Consider the following 19,516-nt stretch of genomic DNA (forward strand, 5'->3'; position numbering starts at 1 on the left):
CAGCACCGGCGCGCTTCGACAAGTTCTGCCGCTGGCGCGCCGCTACGGCATCAGCCCTTGAAGCGCCGTTCCTTGGAAGGCGGCGCGGAATCGAAGTGCTGCTTCGCCCGCGTCGGCCGGTCGACCAGTTCGCCGCCGCAATTGGGGCACAGGTCGTCCAGGGCATCGGCGCATTCGACGCAGTAGGTGCATTCGAAGCTGCAGATGAAGGCGCCGGGCGCCTCCGCCGGAAGGTCGGTGCCGCAGCGTTCGCAATCGGGACGCATTTCCAGAGCCATTATGCAGCAGCCTCTTCCACGGCGGCGCAGATCGAGGCGACCGCCGCCTCGACCTCACCGGCATTGTCCCCTTCCGCCATGACGCGGATCACCGGCTCGGTGCCCGAGGCGCGGATCACCAGGCGCCCCTTGCCCTCGAGCGCGGCCTCGGCCTCGGCGATCACCGCCTTCACGCGGTCTGCCTCCAGCGGCTTGCCTCCACCGAAACGCACGTTGCGCAAGAGCTGCGGCACCGGATCGAACAGGTGCAGCATCTCGCTCGCCGGCTTGCCCGACTGGACCAGCGCGGCCAGCACCTGCAGCGCCGCCACGGTACCGTCGCCGGTGGTCGCATGGTCGAGCAGGATCATGTGGCCGGACTGTTCGCCGCCGACATTGAAACCTCCCGCGCGCATCCGCTCCAGCACATGACGGTCGCCCACCTTGGTGCGCTCCAGCGTCAGGCCCTGTGCGTTCAGATAGCGTTCGAGGCCGAGGTTCGACATGACCGTCGCCACCACGCCGCCGCCGCGCAGCGCGCCGCGCGCGGCCAGCTGGGTGCCGATCAGCGCCATGATCTGGTCACCGTCGACCGTCTGGCCCTTCTCGTCGACCACGATCAGGCGGTCGGCGTCGCCATCGAGCGCGATGCCGATGTCCGCGCCCGAGGAGACCACGGTCTCCTGCAAGGCCTCGACATGGGTGGAGCCGCACTTGGCATTGATGTTCTTGCCGTTGGGCGAAACGCCGATCGGCACGACTTCCGCGCCCAGTTCCCAGAACGCGGACGGGGCCACCTGATAGGCCGCGCCATTGGCGCAATCGACCGCGATCTTGAGACCGTCGAGACGGATCGCCTCGGGCAGCGAGCGCTTGACGGCGTGGATGTAGCGGCCGCGCGCGTCGTCGATGCGGCGGGCCCGGCCGATTTCCTCGGACGCGGCGAGCGGAATGTCCTGCCCCAGCATGGCCTCGATCGCCAGCTCATCCTCGTCGGAGAGCTTGAAGCCGTCGGGGCCGAACAGCTTGATGCCGTTGTCCTCGTAAGGGTTGTGGCTGGCCGAGATCATCACGCCGACATCGGCGCGCAGTTCGCGGGTCAGCAGGGCGACCGCAGGCGTCGGCATCGGACCGAGCAGGACCACGTCCATGCCGACGCTGGTGAAACCGGCGACCATCGCGTTTTCCAGCATGTAGCCCGACAGGCGGGTGTCCTTGCCGATCACCACGCGGTGCTTGTGGGTACCGCGCAGGAAGCGGGTCCCGGCGGCCTGGCCGACCTTCATGGCAATGGCGGCGGTCATCGCGCCCTGGTTGGTGCGACCGCGGATACCGTCGGTGCCGAAGAACTGTCTGCTCATGACCTGCCCTCTTGGAGACCATTTCGTGAATGGGGTATGACGCGGGCTCATACCCAAGCCTTGGGCAAATTGCCATGCGCCCCCGTCATCAGTATGAACAACCAGACGAAGGTCGCAAATTCCCAGGAGCCCGATGCATAGCCCCAGCCCCAAGGCCGCCGAAAGCAGTGCCTCTCGCATCCCCGAGATCCGCGTTCCCGGCACCCTGACGCTGATCGGCCTTGTCGCCGGACTTGTCCTCGGCCTCGTACTGGCCGGCAATCCCATGGCGGTGCCGATCCTCGAAGTGGCCGGGCCGATCGGTTCGCTGTGGCTGCAGGGCTTGCAGATGACCATCCTGCCGCTGGTGGCGGGACTGCTGTTCACCGGCATCGTCGAGACCATCGCGGTGGCGAGCGCGGGCGCCATGGCCCGCCGCACGCTTGGCACCATCATCGGTTTCCTCGCCCTGAGCGCGACGCTGGGCGCGGTGCTGATGCCGATCCTGCTGAAATTTTTCCCGATTCCCGCCGGCGTGCAGTTCGCCCACCCCGAAGACCCCGGCAAGGTTCCCGGAATTGCCGACTTCCTTTCCTCGCTGATGCCGGAAAACGTGATCTCGGCCGCCGCCGCCGATGCGATGCTGCCGGTGATCGTCTTTGTCGCCCTCTTTGCCATCGCCTCCACGAGACTGGCCGACGAACCGCGCCGCCTGCTGGCGGTGCTGTTCGAAGGGCTTGCCGGGGCGATGATGGTGGTGATCGGCTGGGTGCTGAAGCTGGCGCCGATCGGCGTCTTCGCCCTGGGCTTCGGCCTCGGCGTGCGCAGCGGCGGCGCCGCGCTCGGTGCGCTGGCCCACTACATCGTCCTGGTCGTCAGCGTGGGCAGCGTGATGATGATCGCGGGCTACCTGATCGCGGTATTTGCGGGGCGGCGCTCGCTGCCGGCCTTCGCCGCCGCCATCCTGCCCGCGCAGATCGTCGCGATCTCGACCCAGTCCTCGATCGCCACGGTCCCGGCGATGCTGGCATCCAGCCGCAAGCTCGGCGTCTCGGCCACCACGGCGGAATTCGTGCTGCCGCTCGCCGTCACCCTGTTCCGCGCCACCGGCCCGGCGATGAACATGGCGGTAGCCGTCTACGCGGCGAAGCTGGCGGGCGTCGAACTCACCGGCGGCGCGCTGGTCGCCGGCGCGCTGGTGGCCTTTGCTACCACGTTCGGCGCGGTCTCGCTGCCGGGCACGATCAGCTTTGTCTCCTCGATCGGGCCGATCGCGGCCGCCATGGGGGTGCCGCTCTGGCCGCTCGGCGTGCTGGTGGCGGTGGAAGTCCTGCCCGACCTCATGCGCACGGTGGGCAATGTGACGATGGACGTGGCGCTGACGACTGCGGTCGATTCAAGCGTCGATGCCGACAAGGAAGAGGCCGAGACCCTGCACTGAGGCAAACCCTCGTCAGGCTTCCAGTTCGATGTCCCAGTAAAGCCAGTCCCGCCAGGTTTCGTGCAGGTAGTTGGGCGGGAAGGCGCGGCCGCGTTCCTGCAATTGCCAGCTGGTCGGGCGGATCGGCGCGACCAGCGGCGGCATGTTCGCCTGCCTGGGCGTGCGCCCGCCCTTCTTGAGGTTGCAGGGGGAGCAGGCGGTAAGGATGTTTTCCCAGCTGGTCCGGCCGCCCAGACGGCGCGGGATCACGTGGTCGAACGTGAGCTGATGGGGAGAGCCGCAGTACTGGCAACTGAAGCGGTCGCGCAGGAACAGGTTGAAACGGGTGAAGGCCGGAAATTCGGAAGGCTTCACATATTGCCTGAGGGCAATCACCGAGGGAATCTGCATCGACCAGCTGGGCGAGTGGACCACCCGGTCATAGCTGGAGACGATATCCACCCGTTCGAGACAGATCGCCTTGATCGCGGTCTGCCAGGGCCAGAGGCTCAGCGGGTAGTAGGAAAGCGGCGTATAGTCCGCATTGAGCACCAGCGCAGGACAGTCCGAAAGACTTCGGGAGGGATCTTCCTCCGCGCTGCGGAACCGGGCCGCGCGCTCCATCAGCTCCGATCTGAGCATGGCCTCCTGTCGCAGGCTGTCATTGCGGTTTCATGGCAACGCATGGGTTTCTTTGCAGCATTATCGCGAGTCGGCGTCAAGCCGCTTCGGGGCTGGCCCCATACAACAATCCACAGCTTCACCACAAGGATTCCACAGATCACCCACAGGCGGCCCACACTTTGCACACACCTTCCCCCACGGTTATCCACAAAGTTGCAAACACTTGCGGAGCCATGCCCAGCGGCTAGGGAGAGCAAACGATGATCCGCACCCGCTTTGCCCCCAGCCCCAACGGCCCGCTGCACCTTGGCCATGCCTATGCCGCCATGGTCGCGCACGATCTTGCCCGCGCGCAGGGCGGCGAATTCCGGCTGCGGATCGAGGATATCGACGGCGAACGCAGCCGCCCGGAATTCACCGAGGAATTTTTCCGCGACCTCGAATGGCTCGGCCTTGGCTGGGACGGCGAGGCCGGTTTCCAGTCCCGGCGCCTCTATGGCTACGTCGAGGCCGGAGAGCGCCTCAAAGCCATGGGCCTGCTCTACCCCTGCCGCTGCACCCGCGCCGAGATCGCCGCTGCCGCCACCCGGATGGGCCCTGATGGCCCGGTCTATCCCGGCACCTGTCGCCACAAGGCGGTCGATCCCCAGGGCGCCGCATGGCGGCTTGACGTCACCCGCGCGCTGGACCTTACCGGCCCGCTCGAATGGCGCGACGAACGCGCCGGCCCGCAGCCCGCCGCGCCCGCAATTTTCGGCGACGTCGTGCTGCTGAGGAAGGACCTGCCTGCCAGCTACCACCTTGCCGCCACGCTCGACGACGCGGCGGACGGCATCACCCTCGTCACCCGCGGCATGGACCTGTTTCCGGCCAGCCATGTCCACCGGCTGCTGCAAGCCCTGCTCGGCCTGCCGGTGCCGGTCTGGCACCATCACCCGCTGCTGGTGGAGCCCGACGGGCGCAAGCTGGCCAAGCGGCGCGGCTCCCCCTCGCTGGGCGATCGCCGGCGCGCGGGCGAGGACGGCACAGCCATCGTGGAGGCGCTCCGGCAGGGGCGCTTCCCGGCTGGCATTTCGCTCGGCACGGGCGTAGACCTGTCGGCATGAGCACCATTCTCGTCTCCATCATCATCCTTCTGGTGATCATGGTTGTCGTCAGCCTCGTGCGCGGCATCGTCGCTTTCATGCAAGGCACGAAGGAAGACCTCAATCGCGATCCCGGCGCCACCGGCCCGACCGCGAACCAGCTTCTGCAGAACAAGATGATGTTCAACCGCATCAAGTACCAGGCCGCCGCCGTGCTGGTCTGCGCGATCCTGCTGGCGATGGCGCGCTAGGCCGCACCCGGTTTTTGCCGCCCGAATCCGCCAGCCTGCGGATTTCAAAGGACCCCACCTTGGTAAAGCTCAACAAGATCTACACCCGAACCGGCGACGACGGCACCACGGGCCTTGTCGACGGTTCCCGCCTGCCCAAGCATGCCGCGCGCATGGAAGCGATCGGCGCGGTGGACGAGACCAACTGTGCCATCGGCCTTGCCGTCTGCGCGCTGACGGAAACGCCGCATGCCGCCGTGCTCACCCGCATCCAGAACGACCTGTTCGACCTTGGCGCCGACCTCGCCACACCCAAAGACCCTGGCGGTGACGATTTCACTCCGGGTGAGATGACCCTGCGCGTGGTCTTCCCGCAAGTCACCTGGCTGGAAGGCGAGATCGACGCGATCAACGCCCATCTCCAGCCGCTCAGGAGCTTCATCCTGCCGGGCGGCAGCGAGGCCGCCGCGCGCGTCCACATCGCCCGCGCCTCGGCCCGCAAGGCAGAGCGCGCCGCCGTCGCCATGGCCGCCGAAGTCCCCGCCAATCCGGCGGCGCTGTGCTACCTTAATCGCCTCAGCGACTATCTTTTTGTCCTCGCCCGGGCGGTCAATACCAATGGCGCGGACGACGTGCTTTGGGTGCCCGGCCAGAACCGCTAGGCGCCCGTTCCATAACAACGTGAGGAGTTTGGCAGTGCGCAAAGTCGGAATCATCGGCGCGGGCATCATGGGCTCGGGCATCGCCCAGACCGTGGCGGGCAAGGGCATGGACGTGATCCTTTCCGATATCTCGGTCGAGAACGCCGAGAAGGGCAAGGCAGGCATCGCCAAGGGCCTCGCCCGACTGGTGGCCAAGGAAAAGATCGCCCAGGCCGATGTCGACGCGCTGCTGCCCCGCATCACCACCGCGGGCGACTATTCCGGCATGGCTGACTGCGATCTCATCATCGAGGCCGCGACCGAGCGCGAAGACATCAAGCTGAAGATCTTTGCGGCCGTGGGCGAAGTGCTCGGCGCCGATGCCATCCTTGCCTCGAACACCAGTTCGATCCCGATCACCCGCATGGCCGCCAGTTCGCCCGACGCCGCGCGCTTCTGCGGGCTGCACTTCTTCAACCCGGTGCCGGTCATGGGCCTGGTCGAAGTGATCCCCGGCCTTGCCACCTCGCCCGAAACCACCGCGCGGATGAAGGCCTTCGGCGAGGCGCTGGGCAAGACCGTGGTGCTGGCGGGCGATGCGCCCGGCTTCGTGGTCAACCGCATCCTCTGCCCGCTGCTCAACGAGGCGATCTTCGTGCTGGGCGAAGGGCTCGCCTCGGTCGAGGATATTGACGCGGGCATGCGGCTCGGCGCCAATCACCCGATGGGCCCGCTGACGCTGGCCGATTTCGTGGGCCTCGATACCCTCTACGAGATCATGAAGGTGTTCCTCGCCACCACCGGCGATCCCAAGTACCGCCCCGCGCCGCTGCTCCAGAAGTACGTCGAGGCGGGCTGGTACGGCCGCAAGTCCGGCCGAGGGTTCTACGACTATTCGGGCGAAGTGCCGGTCCCGACGCGCTGACGCACGTCTTTGCGACGCAAAGCCGCGCTTTGCGTCGCAAAGGTCCAAGACCGGAACCGGGGCGATCCCTTAGCCGTTTAACCGGCAAAGGAGACTCGCCATGATCGACCGTTCCGACGATTCCGCACCCGAAACCTTCAATCCCGAACAGGACGACGAGGAAGCGCAGGCCCAGTCGGTCGCCGAAGCGGCACAGGGGCGCGCCACCGATGCGCTTGGCCTCGAGGACAGCAACAAAGCGAAGGGCGGCATCGCGGACGAAGATGACGCCGAGGACCTCGTCGACCACATGAACCAGATGGACACCAGCGGCGTCATCGACATGTCCGCCTATCGCGGCGAGGAGACCATGGACGACCTCGAAGACCGCTATGGCCGCGAAAACGCCGCGGACGAGGATTTCGCGGACGACGATAGCTGATCGCGCAAAATCAGTTCGGCGCGGGGTCCTTGGCCCAGGGGTTCTTGTGTGCCGCCTGCTGCTGCGCCCCGGCCCGCGCCGCCACACTTTCGGCAAACTGCGTGACCGAATCGTCGTCATCGCCGCCGTCCGGGGATGGCACCGTGCAATAGGCGGTCGTCAGGATACTGGCCGCCCAGAACAGCGCGTGCCAGCGGCTCTTGAAGACATTCCTGATCTTGGGCCCGAACATGCGCGTGAACCTAGCGCAATCCGGTTAAGGTTCCGTGCCCGCCTCGCGCTTGAGGTCGTAGAGGATTTCCAGCGCATCGCGCGGGCTCAGCGCATCGACGTCCATCTCGCGCAGCTTGTCGCGCAGGACGTCGCACTGTTCCTCATGGGCGTCCTGCGCCGCCGCGAAGAGCGGCAGGTCGCCGAGGCCAGCGGCAAGCCCCCCGGTTTCCGCGCGGCCCTTTTCCAGCTTTTCCAGCACCGACTTGGCGCGGCTGATAACCTTGGGCGGCACCCCGGCGAGGCGCGCGACGGCAAGGCCGTAGCTGCGATCCGCCGGCCCCTCCGCCAGTTCGTGGAGCAGCACCAGATCGCCCTTCCACTCGCGCGCGCGGACGTGATGAAGTGACAGCGCCTCGCAGGTTTCGCCCAGCCGCGCCATCTCGTGGTAGTGCGTGGCGAAAAGACAGCGGCAGCGGTTGGTCTCGTGGACGGCTTCGGCCACCGCCCATGCCAGCGCCAGACCGTCGTAGGTCGAAGTGCCGCGCCCCACTTCGTCGAGGATGACAAAGCTGCGGTCGGTCGCCTGCGCCAGAATGGCGGCGGTTTCCACCATCTCGACCATGAAGGTCGAACGCCCGCGCGCAAGGTTGTCCGACGCGCCGACGCGGCTGAACAGGCGGTCCACCATGCCGATCCGCGCCGACCTGGCGGGCACGAAACCGCCCGCCTGCGCCAGCAGCACGATCAGCGCGTTCTGGCGCAGGAAGGTCGACTTACCGCCCATGTTGGGGCCGCCGATCAGCCAGAGCCGGTCATGGCTGGCAAGCCGGCAATCGTTGGCGACAAAACGCTCGCCCTGAACCTTCAGTGCGGCCTCGACCACCGGGTGACGGCCGCCTTCGATCTCGAGCGAAAGGCCATCGACCACTTCGGGGCGGGCCCAGCCGCCCTCGACCGCGCGCTCAGCCTGTCCCGCCGCCACGTCGAAACGCGCGAGCGCCGCCGCGGTACGGGCAATGGCATGGCGGGCGGCCACGGCCTCCGCCACCAGTTCCTCGAAATGCGCGTCCTCCGCGGCAAGCGCATGGGCGCCCGCCTCGGTGATGCGGCTTGCCTCTTCATGCAGCGCGAGCGCGTTGAAGCGCATCGCGCCGGCCATGGTCTGGCGGTGCGTGAATCCGCTGTCCGGCTCCAGCAGCTTGTCGGCATGGCGCTGCGGCACCTCGATGAAGTAGCCGAGCACGTTGTTGTGCTTGATCTTCAGCGCGGCGACGCCGGTTTCCTCGCGGTACTTTGCCTCCAGCGCGGCGATCGCGCGGCGAGCATTACCCGAGGTGACGCGCAGCTCGTCGAGGGCGGCATCGTAGCCACTGGCGATATAGCCGCCCTGCCCGCGCTCGGTCGGCGGGGTTTCCACCAGCGCCTGCGCGAAGTGATCGACGAGCTGCGCATGACCGCCGAGTTCGGGCATCAGCCGGTCCAGCAGCACCGGCAACCCGTCGATCTGCGCCAGCCGCTCGCCGATGCGGCGCGCGCCGGCAAGACCGTCGCGAAGCTGGCCGAGATCGCGTGGGCTGCCGCGCCCCGCCACCACGCGCCCCAGCGCGCGGCCGACATCGGGCAGCGCCCGCAATGCCGCGCGCATATCCTCGCGCAGCAGGGCGTCGTCATGCAGCCACTCGACCATTTCGAGACGCTCGGCAATCGCGTGACGGTCGGTCAGCGGGGCGGAAAGGTCTTCGGCCAATTGGCGCGCACCGGCGCCGGTGACGCAGCGGTCGATCGCCTCGACCAGACTGCCCTTGCGGCCGCCCTGCGACGATTCGAGAATTTCGAGACTGGCCCGCGTCGCCTCGTCCATTGCCAGCACAGCATCACTGCTGCGCGCCTCGGGCGGCAGCAGCAGCGGCAGCTTGCCCCGGCCGACATGGTCGAGATAGGCGATCAGCCCGCCCGCCGCCGCCAGCATGGCGCGGGTGAACGCGCCGAACCCGTCAAGCGTGGCGACGCCGTGGACCAGCTTCAGCCGCTCCTCGCCGCCATCCGAGGAGAACTCGTGCGCGGAACGGCGGATCGCGCCTTCCGGCGTCAGTTCCCAGCCATCCGGCACCACCAGTTCACGCGCGCCCAGACGCGCCAGTGCCGCGCCCAGCCGGTCGGGCAGGCACTCTTCCAGTTCCATGCGGCCGGTGGAGATATCGCAGGCGGCAATGCCGACGACGCCGCGCACCTCGCAGGCCGCCGCCAGCACATTGGCGCGGCGCGGCTCCAGCAGCGATTCCTCGGTCAGCGTCCCCGCCGTCACGAAACGCACGATGTCGCGCCGGACCAGGGCCTTGGATGCCCGGCCTTCCTTGCGCGCGCGCTCCTTGGCCTCGGCGGGCGTTTCGGTCTGCTCGGCAATCGCCACCCGGCACCCGGCCTTGATCAGGCGGGCAAGGTAGCCCTCGGCGGCGTGCACCGGCACACCGCACATCGGGATCGGCGCACCGCCATGTTCGCCGCGCGTGGTGAGTGCAATATCGAGAACCTGGCTTGCGGTTTTCGCATCGTCGAAGAACAATTCGAAAAAATCGCCCATCCGATAGAACAGCAGGCAGTCGCCCGCCACCTCTCGCAAGGCGAGGTACTGCGCCATCATCGGGGTCGCGGCGGCGGTATCGGTCGTGCTGCTCATGGCCATGAGCGTTAGCGCCGCGCCTTGCCCCTTGTGAAGCGGCGCAAACACGCCTTTCCCCTATCGCGTGGCGCAAACATTCGATAGGGCCCGTGCCAAATCCGGGAGAAACCGCTTGTCCGAGAAGCCCAAGATCCAGTTCACCGAGCGTGAGGCTCTGTTCTATCACAGCACGATGCGCCCCGGTAAGATCGAGATTGTTGCGTCCAAGCCCATGGCCACGCAACGCGACCTCTCGCTTGCCTATTCCCCGGGTGTCGCCGTGCCGGTCCAGGCAATCGCCGACAACCCCGCCACCGCCTACGACTATACCGCCAAGGGCAACCTCGTCGCGGTGATCTCGAACGGCACCGCGATCCTGGGCATGGGCAACCTCGGCGCGCTGGCCTCGAAGCCGGTGATGGAGGGCAAGGCCGTCCTCTTCAAGCGCTTCGCGGACGTCGATTCCATCGACATCGAGCTCGCCAGCGAGGACACCGACGCGCTGATCGAGGCCATCGCCATGATGGAACCCAGCTTCGGGGGGATCAACCTCGAGGACATCAAGGCGCCCGAGTGCTTCATCATCGAGCAGGCCCTGCGCGAACGGATGAACATCCCGGTCATGCATGACGACCAGCACGGCACCGCGATCATCGCCGCCGCCGGTCTCATCAACGCCTGCCTCATCACCGGCCGCAAGCTGGACGAGATCAAGGTCGTGGTGAACGGCGCCGGGGCCTCGGCGCTGGCCTGCACCGCGCTGATCAAGTCGATGGGCGTGCGCCACGAAAACGTGCTGGTCTGCGACACCAAGGGCGTGATCTATCCGGGCCGCGAGCGGGTGGACCAGTTCAAGTCGGCCCATGCGGTGAAGACCGACAGGCGCACGCTGACCGAAGCGCTTGTCGGCGCGGACGTCGTTCTCGGCCTCTCGGCCAAGGGCGCGATCACGCCCGACATGGTCAAGTCCATGGCGCCCGAGCCGATCATCTTCGCAATGGCCAACCCGGACCCGGAAATCACCCCGCCCGAAGCCAAGGCAGTGCGCCCCGACGCCATCGTCGCCACCGGCCGTTCGGACTATCCGAATCAGGTCAACAACGTGCTGGGCTTCCCCTTCATCTTCCGCGGCGCGCTCGACGTTTCGGCCACCGCGATCAACGAAGAGATGAAGATCGCCGCTGCCAAGGCCATTGCTGAACTGGCGCGCGAGCAGGTCCATGAGGACGTTGCCGCCGCCTACGGCGAAGCGCAGCAGTTCGGCCGCGACTACATCATCCCCGCGCCGTTCGACCCGCGCCTGATGGAAGTGGTGTCGATGGCGGTCGCCAAGGCGGCGATGGATTCGGGTGTCGCCACCCGTCCGATCGAGGACTTCGAGGCCTATCGCCACCAGCTCAAGGCGCGCCTCAACCCGACCACTTCGGTGCTGACCCGCGTCTACGAGCAGGTCAAGGCCAACCCCAAGCGCATGATCTTTGCCGAGGCCGACAACGAAGTCGTGCTGCGCGCGGCGATCCAGTACCGTGATTTCGGCTATGGCGAACCGATCCTGGTCGGCCGGACCCAAGTCATCCTCGACAAGATGGCCGAACTGGGCGTGCCCGATCCGGACAGCTTCCGCATCGAGAACTCGATGGTGTCCGAGCATGTCGCGCCGATGGTGGAGATGCTCTACGAGCGCCTCAAGCGCCGCGGCTTCCTGCAGCGCGACGTGCAGCGCATGGTCAATACCGACCGCAACATCTTCGCCTCCGGCCTACTCAAGCTGGGCGTGGGCGACGCCATGATCACCGGCATGACCCGCCCCTTCGCGCAGACCATCAAGGAAGTGCGCCGGGTGCTGGATCCCGCCCCGGGCAAGCTGGCCTTCGGCATCCACATGCTGGTCGGCAAGAACCACACCGTGTTCATGGCCGACACCACGATCAACGAGCGTCCGAGCGCCGAGGAACTGGCGGTTATCGCCAAGGAAACCGCTGCCGTCGCCCGCCGCCTCGGCCATGAGCCGCGCGTCGCCTTCCTCAGCTACTCGACCTTCGGCAACCCCTCGGGCAAGTGGCTGGAGCAGACCCGCGAGGCGATCCGCATCCTCGACGAGGAGCAGGTCGACTTCGAGTACGAGGGCGAAATGGCCCCCGACGCGGCGCTCAATCCGAAGATCATGGCGCTCTATCCCTTCAGCCGCCTCTCGGCGCCGGCCAACGTGCTGATCATGCCGGGCCTGCAGTCGGCCAACATCTCGGCCAAGCTGCTCAAGGAAATCGGCGGCACCACCTCGATCGGGCCGATGCTGATCGGCGCCGAGAAGCCGGTGCAGATCGTGCCGATGACCGCGATCGCGCCCGATGTGCTGACGCTGGCGGCCCTCGCCGCCGCCGGGATCACCGGGTAGGGCAAAAAGAAAGGGGCTCCGGTTTCGGAGCCCCTTTTCCTATCAGCGTGGGCCGCGAGCCGGGCCGATCACTTGCGGCGGTAGCGGAAGTACCAGATCTCGTGCCCGTAGACCGTGCGCGCCTTGACCGCGTAGCGTGTTTCCGGCCAGCCGCCGGGACGCACCTGGAAGTCGCCCGGCTTCTCGCAGAGCCATTCGAACTGGTCGGTATGGCGCTGCATGACCATCAGCGCATGACGCACGTAGACGGCGTGATCGGTGCCGAAACGAAACTCGCCGCCGGGCTTCAGCTTGGCCGCGAACATGTCGACCGGGCCGTCGTTCATCATGCGGCGCTTGGCATGGCGGGCCTTGGGCCAGGGGTCGGGATGCAGCAGATAGAGCATCGACAGCGAACCGTCGGGAATGCGGGACAGCACTTCCAGCGCATCGCCGTGGTGGATACGCACGTTGCCGATCGGCGGATGCGCACCATTGTCGCCGGCCACATGGGTCAGCGCCTGGGCGACACCGTTGATGAACGGCTCGGCACCGATGAAGCCATGGTCGGGCAGCATGTCGGCGCGCTCTGCCATATGCTCGCCGCCGCCGAAGCCGATCTCGAAATGGAGCGGCCGCTCGTCGCCGAACAGCAGCGCCGAGGTCACCGGGCCTTCGAGGGGCACCGCGATGCGCGGCAGCAGATTGTCGACCAGGGCCTGCTGGCCGGCGCGCAGGGGCTTGCCCTTGGCGCGGCCGTAGAGGCGGTTGAGCGTGGTCGGATCGCCGGATTTGTGAGCCGTCATGGGGCGGCGCACTGACACCGATGCGCTTCAAGGTCAACGCCGGTAACGCTGGCGCCGTTGCCGTTCGGGGCCTTGGAAACCGAAACGGCCCGCCCCGAGGGGCAGGCCGTTCCATTCTTCATGCTTGGGGAAAGCAGAAACAGGTGCGGACGTCCGGCGCCCGGTCAGGCAACGTCCTGAAGCTCGTCCGGGTCGCGCAGCACGTAGCCGCGGCCCCAGACGGTCTCGATGTAGTTCGCGCCTCCGCAGGCATGCGCCAGCTTCTTGCGCAGCTTGCAGATGAAGACGTCGATGATCTTGAGTTCGGGTTCGTCCATGCCGCCATAAAGGTGGTTGAGGAACATTTCCTTGGTCAGCGTGGTGCCCTTGCGCAGCGAGAGCAGCTCCAGCATCGCATATTCCTTGCCGGTCAGGTGCACGCGGGCGCTGTCGACCTCGACCGTCTTGGCGTCGAGGTTAACCACCAGCTTGCCGGTGCGGATGACCGACTGCGAATGGCCCTTCGAGCGGCGGACAACGGCGTGGATGCGCGCGATCAGTTCTTCGCGGTGGAACGGCTTGGTCACATAGTCGTCCGCGCCGAAGCCGAACGAGCGGACCTTGGAATCCATCTCCGAAATGCCCGAGAGGATCAGCACCGGCGTCTGCACCTTGGCAACGCGCAGCTTCTTGAGCACGTCGTACCCGTGCATGTCGGGCAGATTGAGATCGAGCAGGATGATGTCGTAATCGTAGAGCTTGCCGAGATCGAGGCCTTCTTCACCCAGGTCGGTGGAATAGACGTTGAAGCCTTCGGCGGTCAGCATGAGTTCGATGGCCCGCGCGGTGGTGGGTTCGTCCTCGATCAACAGCACTCGCATGGGATGCCCCCCTAAGTTGCCCGTCAGCCCGTCGGCGTAAACCCGGCCTAAACGGACATTGCCGCGTATTAACCATATGAGCAATGAAGGTTAAAGGTTAATTTGCCGTTAATGGCAAACCTTGCGCCGAAGCGGATCGACTCTAGCGAGAATCCTTTAGGGGCGAAGCCGTGGATTACGGCGCCAGGGGCTCCGAAACGGGGGCTTCCCGGCCGGTTTTCATCGGCACCCCGCCGTGACGCGCCTCGCCAGGCCGGACAAGCGGCATCGGCCGCCGCGCCCGTCCGCGCGATTCTTCGATTCGCCGCAGATAGCTCCACAGGCCGCACTGCAGGCCGACCAGCATCAGGATGAACGGCTGGAACGCGATGCCGACGAAGAGCGAGCCGATCAGATAGACGATCTGCGCCAGTTGCAGCGCCACCGCCAGCGGCGCCGCCCAGGCCTCGTCCTCCCCCGTGCGATCCTTCCAGCGGCGGCGAATCAGTTCCATCTGCACCAGGCCGGAAAGCTGCAGCGCGATCCACAGGAAGAAACCCGGGAAACCCTGTTCGCCCAGCATCTCGAAATAGCTCGAATGGAAGGCGCGTCCCTGCTCTACCACCCGCGTGCGGGTGACCGTGGTGGTCGCGCCCACCGTATGTGCCGCGACCGTATCGTATTCGACCTTGCTGGCGATGTTGACCACGAAGCCACCGCCCGCCGGATGGTGCTTCACATAGTCCCAGGTCCATTTCCACACGCCGATTCGCGTGCCGGCGGACTGGTCGGACTGGTGGTTCTCGATCGTGCCCATGCGGGCCATGAACGACTGCGGCAGGAACGGCACCGCCACCACCACCGCCAGCGCCATGCCCGCACCGATCAGCAGCTTGTGCCGGGCGGTGCGTAAGTAGAACAGGCATAGCACGCCGAGACAGACCAGTCCGGTGCGCGCCTGGGTGCCGACCGGGATCAGCGCGCAGGCAAAGATCAGCGCCGCCGCGAAGAGCCTGACCCGCCAGTCGGGCGGAAAGATCGTGCCGTAGCGGCTCAGCCAGAGGATCAGCGGAATGATCGCGATCGCCACGCTCGACAGGATCGACCCCTCGTAAAGCCCGGTGTTGTTCTCGACAAAGATCCTGAGCGCGCCGTAACCGCCACCGCCCATCGCCGTCTTGATGCCGCCGTCGATGATCAGCGCGCTGGCCGCAAGGACCATGACCAGCGCCACTGCCTCGATTCTCAGGCGCGTGCGCAAGGTGAGCGGCAGGAAGATCGCGAAGACCAGCGCCTTCCACACCCAGGCCCACTTCTCCTGCGCGGCCTCGGGATAGACCGCGGTGAAGGTGGTGAGCGCACAGTAGACCAGCAGCGCCAGCAGCAGCCCCTGCCGCAGCGTGAAGCGCATGTCGCGCTTGTCGTCGAACAGCAGCCAGCCGCCGAACGCCGCGCCGAACGCCATCAGCGAGACCGGCAGGTGCGCCAGGATCCCCCAGGAAATGATCTGCGGCGAGACGATGTCGACATAAAGATAGCAAAGCACCCAGAGGAACGGGCGCCGGAAGCCGAGGGCGAGGAAAATGAAAAGAAAGCCGGTGAGGCCGAGATCAAGCATGCCCGTCCCCTGCCGCAGGACGGGTCCCGCCTTCCTGAGCGGCTGCACCATCCGATCGCGGCCACTGCATGCCCTTGCGCGAGGCTCCACGCGAAGAATGCCGCCGGGCGTTACCGGCCCGGCCTTCGGCATCCCCCGCCTGCTGGTCACCCCCCTCTTCGTCGAGTTCCGGCCGCAACAACAGCCGCCAGGCGGCCAGCGCCAGCAGGCCATGGGCCAGGACAAGAGCAAAAATGTCGACCATAGGCCCAGTGCCCTATCATCAGCGGGTTGACGCGACGTTAAGCGTTATGTGCTAGGTATTCCGCGCATGACCAGGATTCTCCACGTCCTCGACCACTCGCTGCCGCTGCACAGCGGCTACACCTTCCGCACCCGTGCGATCCTGAAGGCGCAGGAAGCCATGGGCTGGGAAGTGCGAGGGGTAACCGGATTGCGCCACACCGCCAAGGGCGCGGATCTGGAAGAGGCCGATGGACTGCTGTTCCATCGCAGCACCGGGGATGCAGGCACCCTTCCGCTCTGGCGCGAATGGCGCGAGATCGGGGTGCTGGAACAGGGCATCGAAGCGGCGATCAGCATCTGGCGCCCGGACGTGATCCATGCGCATTCACCCGCCTTGTGCGGGGCGGCAGCCGTGCGGGTGGCGAAACGCCACGGCATCCGCTGCGTCTACGAGATCCGCGCGTTCTGGGAAGATGCCGCGGTCGGCAACGGCACCGGCAGCGAAGGCTCGCTCAAGTACCGGCTCACCCGCGCGCTCGAAAACCGGGTAGTCGCCAGAGCCGATGCGGTGGTGACGATCTGCGAGGGCCTGCGCGCCGACCTCGTCGCGCGCGGGACGCCCGCCGGGAAGATCACTGTCGCGCCCAACGGCGTCGACCTCTCGCTGTTCGGCGCGCCTGCCGCGCGGGATGGAAACCTCGCCCGCGAGCTTGGCTTCGAGGTCGACGGCCGTGCCTGCCCGGTGATCGGCTTCATCGGCAGCTTCTACGATTACGAAGGCCTGGACGACCTGATCGCGGCCATGCCCCTGCTGCTGGCCCGCCAGCCGGATGCGCGGCTGCTGATGGTCGGCGGCGGCCCGCGCGAGGAACACTTGCGCGCCCAGGCCCAAGCCTCGCCGGCGGCCCATGCCATCCGTTTCATCGGCCGCGTACCGCATAACGAGGTGGAGCGCTATTACGCGCTCTGCGATGTCATGGCCTATCCGCGCAAGCAGAGCCGCCTGACCGACCTTGTCACCCCGCTCAAACCGCTCGAAGCCATGGCGCAGGGCAAACTGGTCGCGGCCAGCGCCGTGGGTGGCCACCGCGAACTGGTCGAGCACGACAGGACCGGCATCCTGTTCCCGCCCGACGATCCCGCCGCCTGCGCGCAGGCGCTGGCCGACCTGCTGGCCGCGCCCGAGAGCTGGGAGCGCCTGCGCGAGGCGGGGCTCGATCATGTCCGCAGCGGACACGACTGGGCTTGCAATGTCGCCCGTTATCGAGACGTTTACCAAATCCTGCCACTCGAAAGGACTCGAAGCGGGCTCGCCGTTGCCTGAGCGACGGGACGAAAGCGGAATTTGCACGGGATGATCAAGGTGGCGAAGCAAGAACGTAAGTCACAGGGCGCGGGAAACCAGCCGATCACGCGCCACCCGCTGTTTCCGGCCATTGCCGCGCTCTGGGTGGCCGCGCTGTTCGGGCTTGGCAGCATGGTGCTGAGCCCCGCCACGATCGAACGGCTGGTCGGCGCGACCGGGCTGTCCTCCCTCGTTCCCATGGCCGCTCCTCCGCTGGGCGTGACCGCCCGGCTGCTGGTCGCCCTGGCGCTGACCGGCCTCGGCGCGCTGGTCGGCGTGGTCATCGGCCTGAGGCTGGCGCGCGGCGGCAGCGGTGAGGGCAATGCCCTGGCCGACACTTCGACGGAAACCTCGGCCGAAACTGAGGATGCCGCCCCAGTCATTGCAGCGACGCCCGTTGCAGTTCCAGGACGCCTGGCCTCGTTGGCCGGGCGTCGGCGGGGCCCCGAAACCGTGCGCGAAGCGGAACCGGCGCCGACGCCGGCCAGCCTGGCAAACAACATGACCGCGCCGCAGATCCTCCAGCTGGCCGAGTTCGATCTCGATGGGCTGCCTGCCCAGGTCGAGGATGATGCGGACGATACGGACTACCAGGCTCTCCCCGCAGAACCGGCCGCTCCCCGCGTGCCTGACCTTGAAGACACTGACGTCGCGCAAGTCGACGCCGCCACCGTGCCGCTTGGGGACCAAGGTCCAGAGGCGGAAGCGCCGCTGACCGGACCGGCGCCTTCCCAGACGGACGCGATCGAAACACCTGCGGCCCTTGCCCCAGCCTTCTCATCTACGGCCTTCTCTCCCGCAGCCTTTTCTCCCGCGGCCTTTTCTCCCGCGGCTTGGGCGGACAGCGGCCACGACAGGGACGATCAGGCCAATTTCACGCCGCTCTCCGCGCCGCTGACGGCAGCGCCGCTGTTCGAAACCTATCTTCACAGCGAAACCGCACCGCACGACACACTCGCCCGCGAAACGGAACCGCAAGACACAGCGTTTCCCGAGCCGGAACCGGAACCCTCGACGACGCCCACGCCTGACCAGACCCTGACGGCGAGCGCGGCAGAACGCATCTCCAGGGCTCCGCTCGACGCGCTCAGTCAGGTCGAACTGCTCGAACGCCTGGCACTGGCGATGGAGGAGCAGCGCCGCAAGCTCTCGCTGACCCCGCCTGCACCGCTAACGGTGGTGGCTCCCGCCATTGCGGACGCCCCGCCCGCCGACCGCGAAGGCCTGGCCGCAGATCCCCTGGCAGGCATCACGGCGCCGAACGTCCCGGCTGCTACCGACAGCGCCGCTGACGGCAGGCCCGCCAACGGCATCGCTCCTGATGACGCGCCCTCGGACCCCACGCCCCCTTACGGCCCTTCGGTTGCGCGCCTGGCCGCGATCAGCGCCGCCATGGGCCTGGGCACGCATCTCGATGCAGGGCTGGACGGCGGCCTGCCCCAGAGCCCCACAGCAGCCCCCTTCGCGCCGCCGCCCTTTGCCCGCACACCGTTTTCCGGACCGGGCCTTGCGGCACGCACCGAGGTACTGGCCGGCCGCATCGAGGCGGCGCAACCGCTGGAAGACGATTTTGCCCTCGGCGACGCGCCCGAGGCAGCGGCCGGCGTCGGGGGCTGGCAGGCCGTGACCGGCGGCGAAGCCGAAGCCGAACTCGAAACTTATGCCGCCGAGATTGCGGACGGCGGCTCTCTCCTTGGCGAAGCTGCCGACGATGCTGCCAGTAGCGTTGTCTCGCCGCTGTTCCCCTCGGCAAGGATCACGCCGATCCCGGCCAAGCTGCGTCCGGTCGGGCTCGCCTCCTTCGACCAGCAGGACGAGGACGACGTTCTTCCCGGCTACATCCCTCCGCGGCACATTGCCCTTGCCCCGCAGCCGGTCGCCACGCCGGTGGAAGCGGCCATGCCCACGCCGGTGGAAGCGGCACTTGCCTCCGCGCTCGAGGAGCGGCCGATGGCCGGCCTCGCCGCAGGCCATGACTTTGTCCCGGCCCCGGCCGAAGATGAGGATGAAGAGGAAGGCACCGCGCTGGCCTTTGGCGAGGACGAGGACTTTGCCGAGGATGGCGCCGACATCGTCGAGGAAGACGTCCTCGAAGAAGGCTACTCCTCGCTGCTGAGCATGCAGCGCCGCATCGAACCACGCCCGGGTTTCATCGCCCTGGACGATGAAAGCGAAAACGAAGGCGAAAACGGGGCCGGTCACCCGGGCCCGCGCCCGGCCGAAGCCGTGAACGAAACCGCCACTGCAACAACCGCAACCCACATCGACGCGGCACCGGCCTTCATGGCTCCTGCGCAACCTGGTGCCCGCCTGTTCGACCCGCCCGGTCGCCCGGACCCCGCCGAAACCGAAAAGGCCCTGCGCGCAGCGCTCGCGACGCTGCAGCGCATGAGCGGCTCGCACTGAAAGCCAGGCCCGGCGGACGGAACCACCCCCGTCCGCAAACGTTTTCAGCGCGAGCGCTTATCCAGCCGCACAACAAAATTCCCTTTTT

Annotated in this window: 18 protein-coding genes; 9 read left to right on the top strand and 9 right to left on the bottom strand. The window is 67.1% G+C overall.

What is annotated here, in order from left to right; genetic code table 11:
- Positions 1–50: 50 nt before the first annotated feature.
- Positions 51–278, bottom strand: coding sequence for a DUF1272 domain-containing protein (locus tag DM450_RS15560; protein ID WP_142636268.1), 228 nt, complete (start codon positions 276–278; stop codon positions 51–53).
- Positions 278–1,618, bottom strand: coding sequence for a phosphoglucosamine mutase (gene glmM, locus DM450_RS15565; protein ID WP_142636270.1), 1,341 nt, complete (start codon positions 1,616–1,618; stop codon positions 278–280). Before glmM ends, DM450_RS15560 begins: the two co-directional genes overlap by 1 nt.
- A gap of 133 nt (positions 1,619–1,751) precedes the next feature.
- Between glmM and DM450_RS15570 the strand changes: the two genes are divergently transcribed.
- Positions 1,752–3,038 carry a dicarboxylate/amino acid:cation symporter gene (locus DM450_RS15570; protein WP_142636272.1) on the top strand — a complete coding sequence of 429 codons (1,287 nt, stop codon included), beginning with the start codon at positions 1,752–1,754 and terminating at the stop codon, positions 3,036–3,038.
- Between the two features lie 12 nt (positions 3,039–3,050).
- Here the strand turns inward: DM450_RS15570 and DM450_RS15575 are convergent, their stop codons facing one another.
- Entirely contained in the window at positions 3,051–3,659 is a 609-nt protein-coding gene (locus DM450_RS15575) for an HNH endonuclease (protein ID WP_142636274.1), read from the bottom strand.
- A 242-nt stretch (positions 3,660–3,901) separates the two neighbouring features.
- On the opposite strand from DM450_RS15575, the gene gluQRS reads away from it, so the two are divergent.
- The 5 genes from gluQRS to DM450_RS15600 all read left to right on the top strand — a co-directional run bounded on the left by gluQRS (position 3,902) and on the right by DM450_RS15600 (position 6,943).
- Positions 3,902–4,747 (top strand): tRNA glutamyl-Q(34) synthetase GluQRS, encoded by an 846-nt coding sequence (gene gluQRS, locus DM450_RS15580; RefSeq protein WP_142636276.1) that lies wholly within the window; start codon positions 3,902–3,904, stop codon positions 4,745–4,747.
- Positions 4,744–4,977, top strand: a complete 234-nt coding sequence (locus tag DM450_RS15585) for an HIG1 domain-containing protein (RefSeq protein ID WP_142636278.1) — start codon at positions 4,744–4,746, stop codon at positions 4,975–4,977. Before gluQRS ends, DM450_RS15585 begins: the two co-directional genes overlap by 4 nt.
- Positions 4,978–5,036: 59 nt before the next feature.
- Positions 5,037–5,618: a cob(I)yrinic acid a,c-diamide adenosyltransferase gene (locus DM450_RS15590; protein WP_142636280.1), complete on the top strand. Its 582-nt coding sequence runs from the start codon at positions 5,037–5,039 to the stop codon at positions 5,616–5,618.
- Between the two features lie 34 nt (positions 5,619–5,652).
- Positions 5,653–6,522 carry a 3-hydroxyacyl-CoA dehydrogenase family protein gene (locus tag DM450_RS15595; protein WP_260609919.1) on the top strand — a complete coding sequence of 290 codons (870 nt, stop codon included), beginning with the start codon at positions 5,653–5,655 and terminating at the stop codon, positions 6,520–6,522.
- 100 nt (positions 6,523–6,622) lie between these two features.
- Entirely contained in the window at positions 6,623–6,943 is a 321-nt protein-coding gene (locus tag DM450_RS15600; RefSeq protein WP_142636284.1) for a hypothetical protein, read from the top strand.
- A 10-nt stretch (positions 6,944–6,953) separates the two neighbouring features.
- On the opposite strand, the gene DM450_RS15605 is transcribed toward DM450_RS15600, so the two are convergent.
- The gene (locus tag DM450_RS15605; protein WP_142636286.1) at positions 6,954–7,175 is read right to left on the bottom strand and encodes a hypothetical protein; all 222 of its coding nucleotides are present in this window, start codon (positions 7,173–7,175) and stop codon (positions 6,954–6,956) included.
- Between the two features lie 24 nt (positions 7,176–7,199).
- Positions 7,200–9,797, bottom strand: coding sequence for a DNA mismatch repair protein MutS (gene mutS / locus DM450_RS15610; protein ID WP_142638001.1), 2,598 nt, complete (start codon positions 9,795–9,797; stop codon positions 7,200–7,202).
- Positions 9,798–10,008: 211 nt separating this feature from the next.
- Between mutS and DM450_RS15615 the strand changes: the two genes are divergently transcribed.
- Positions 10,009–12,210: an NADP-dependent malic enzyme gene (locus DM450_RS15615; RefSeq protein ID WP_409529365.1), complete on the top strand. Its 2,202-nt coding sequence runs from the start codon at positions 10,009–10,011 to the stop codon at positions 12,208–12,210.
- A gap of 68 nt (positions 12,211–12,278) precedes the next feature.
- Here DM450_RS15615 and DM450_RS15620 read toward each other — a convergent pair whose 3' ends face one another.
- From DM450_RS15620 to DM450_RS15635, 4 genes are all read right to left on the bottom strand, one after another.
- Positions 12,279–12,995, bottom strand: coding sequence for a tRNA (guanosine(46)-N(7))-methyltransferase TrmB (locus DM450_RS15620; RefSeq protein ID WP_142636290.1), 717 nt, complete (start codon positions 12,993–12,995; stop codon positions 12,279–12,281).
- 164 nt (positions 12,996–13,159) lie between these two features.
- Positions 13,160–13,855 (bottom strand): response regulator transcription factor CtrA, encoded by a 696-nt coding sequence (ctrA, locus tag DM450_RS15625; protein ID WP_054441077.1) that lies wholly within the window; start codon positions 13,853–13,855, stop codon positions 13,160–13,162.
- Positions 13,856–14,030: 175 nt separating this feature from the next.
- Complete coding sequence (locus DM450_RS15630; protein ID WP_142636291.1) at positions 14,031–15,452, bottom strand: putative O-glycosylation ligase, exosortase A system-associated; 1,422 nt, start codon at positions 15,450–15,452, stop codon at positions 14,031–14,033.
- Positions 15,445–15,696, bottom strand: coding sequence for a hypothetical protein (locus DM450_RS15635; protein WP_142636293.1), 252 nt, complete (start codon positions 15,694–15,696; stop codon positions 15,445–15,447). Before DM450_RS15635 ends, DM450_RS15630 begins: the two co-directional genes overlap by 8 nt.
- A 66-nt stretch (positions 15,697–15,762) precedes the next feature.
- Between DM450_RS15635 and DM450_RS15640 the strand changes: the two genes are divergently transcribed.
- Both DM450_RS15640 and DM450_RS15645 read left to right on the top strand, forming a co-directional pair.
- Positions 15,763–17,001 carry a TIGR04063 family PEP-CTERM/XrtA system glycosyltransferase gene (locus tag DM450_RS15640; protein ID WP_142636295.1) on the top strand — a complete coding sequence of 413 codons (1,239 nt, stop codon included), beginning with the start codon at positions 15,763–15,765 and terminating at the stop codon, positions 16,999–17,001.
- Between the two features lie 39 nt (positions 17,002–17,040).
- The gene (locus DM450_RS15645) at positions 17,041–19,428 is read left to right on the top strand and encodes a hypothetical protein (RefSeq protein ID WP_142636297.1); all 2,388 of its coding nucleotides are present in this window, start codon (positions 17,041–17,043) and stop codon (positions 19,426–19,428) included.
- Positions 19,429–19,516 lie beyond the last annotated feature (88 nt).

Source organism: Sphingomonas sp. IC081, assembly GCF_006874585.1.
Classification (GTDB): domain Bacteria; phylum Pseudomonadota; class Alphaproteobacteria; order Sphingomonadales; family Sphingomonadaceae; genus Novosphingobium.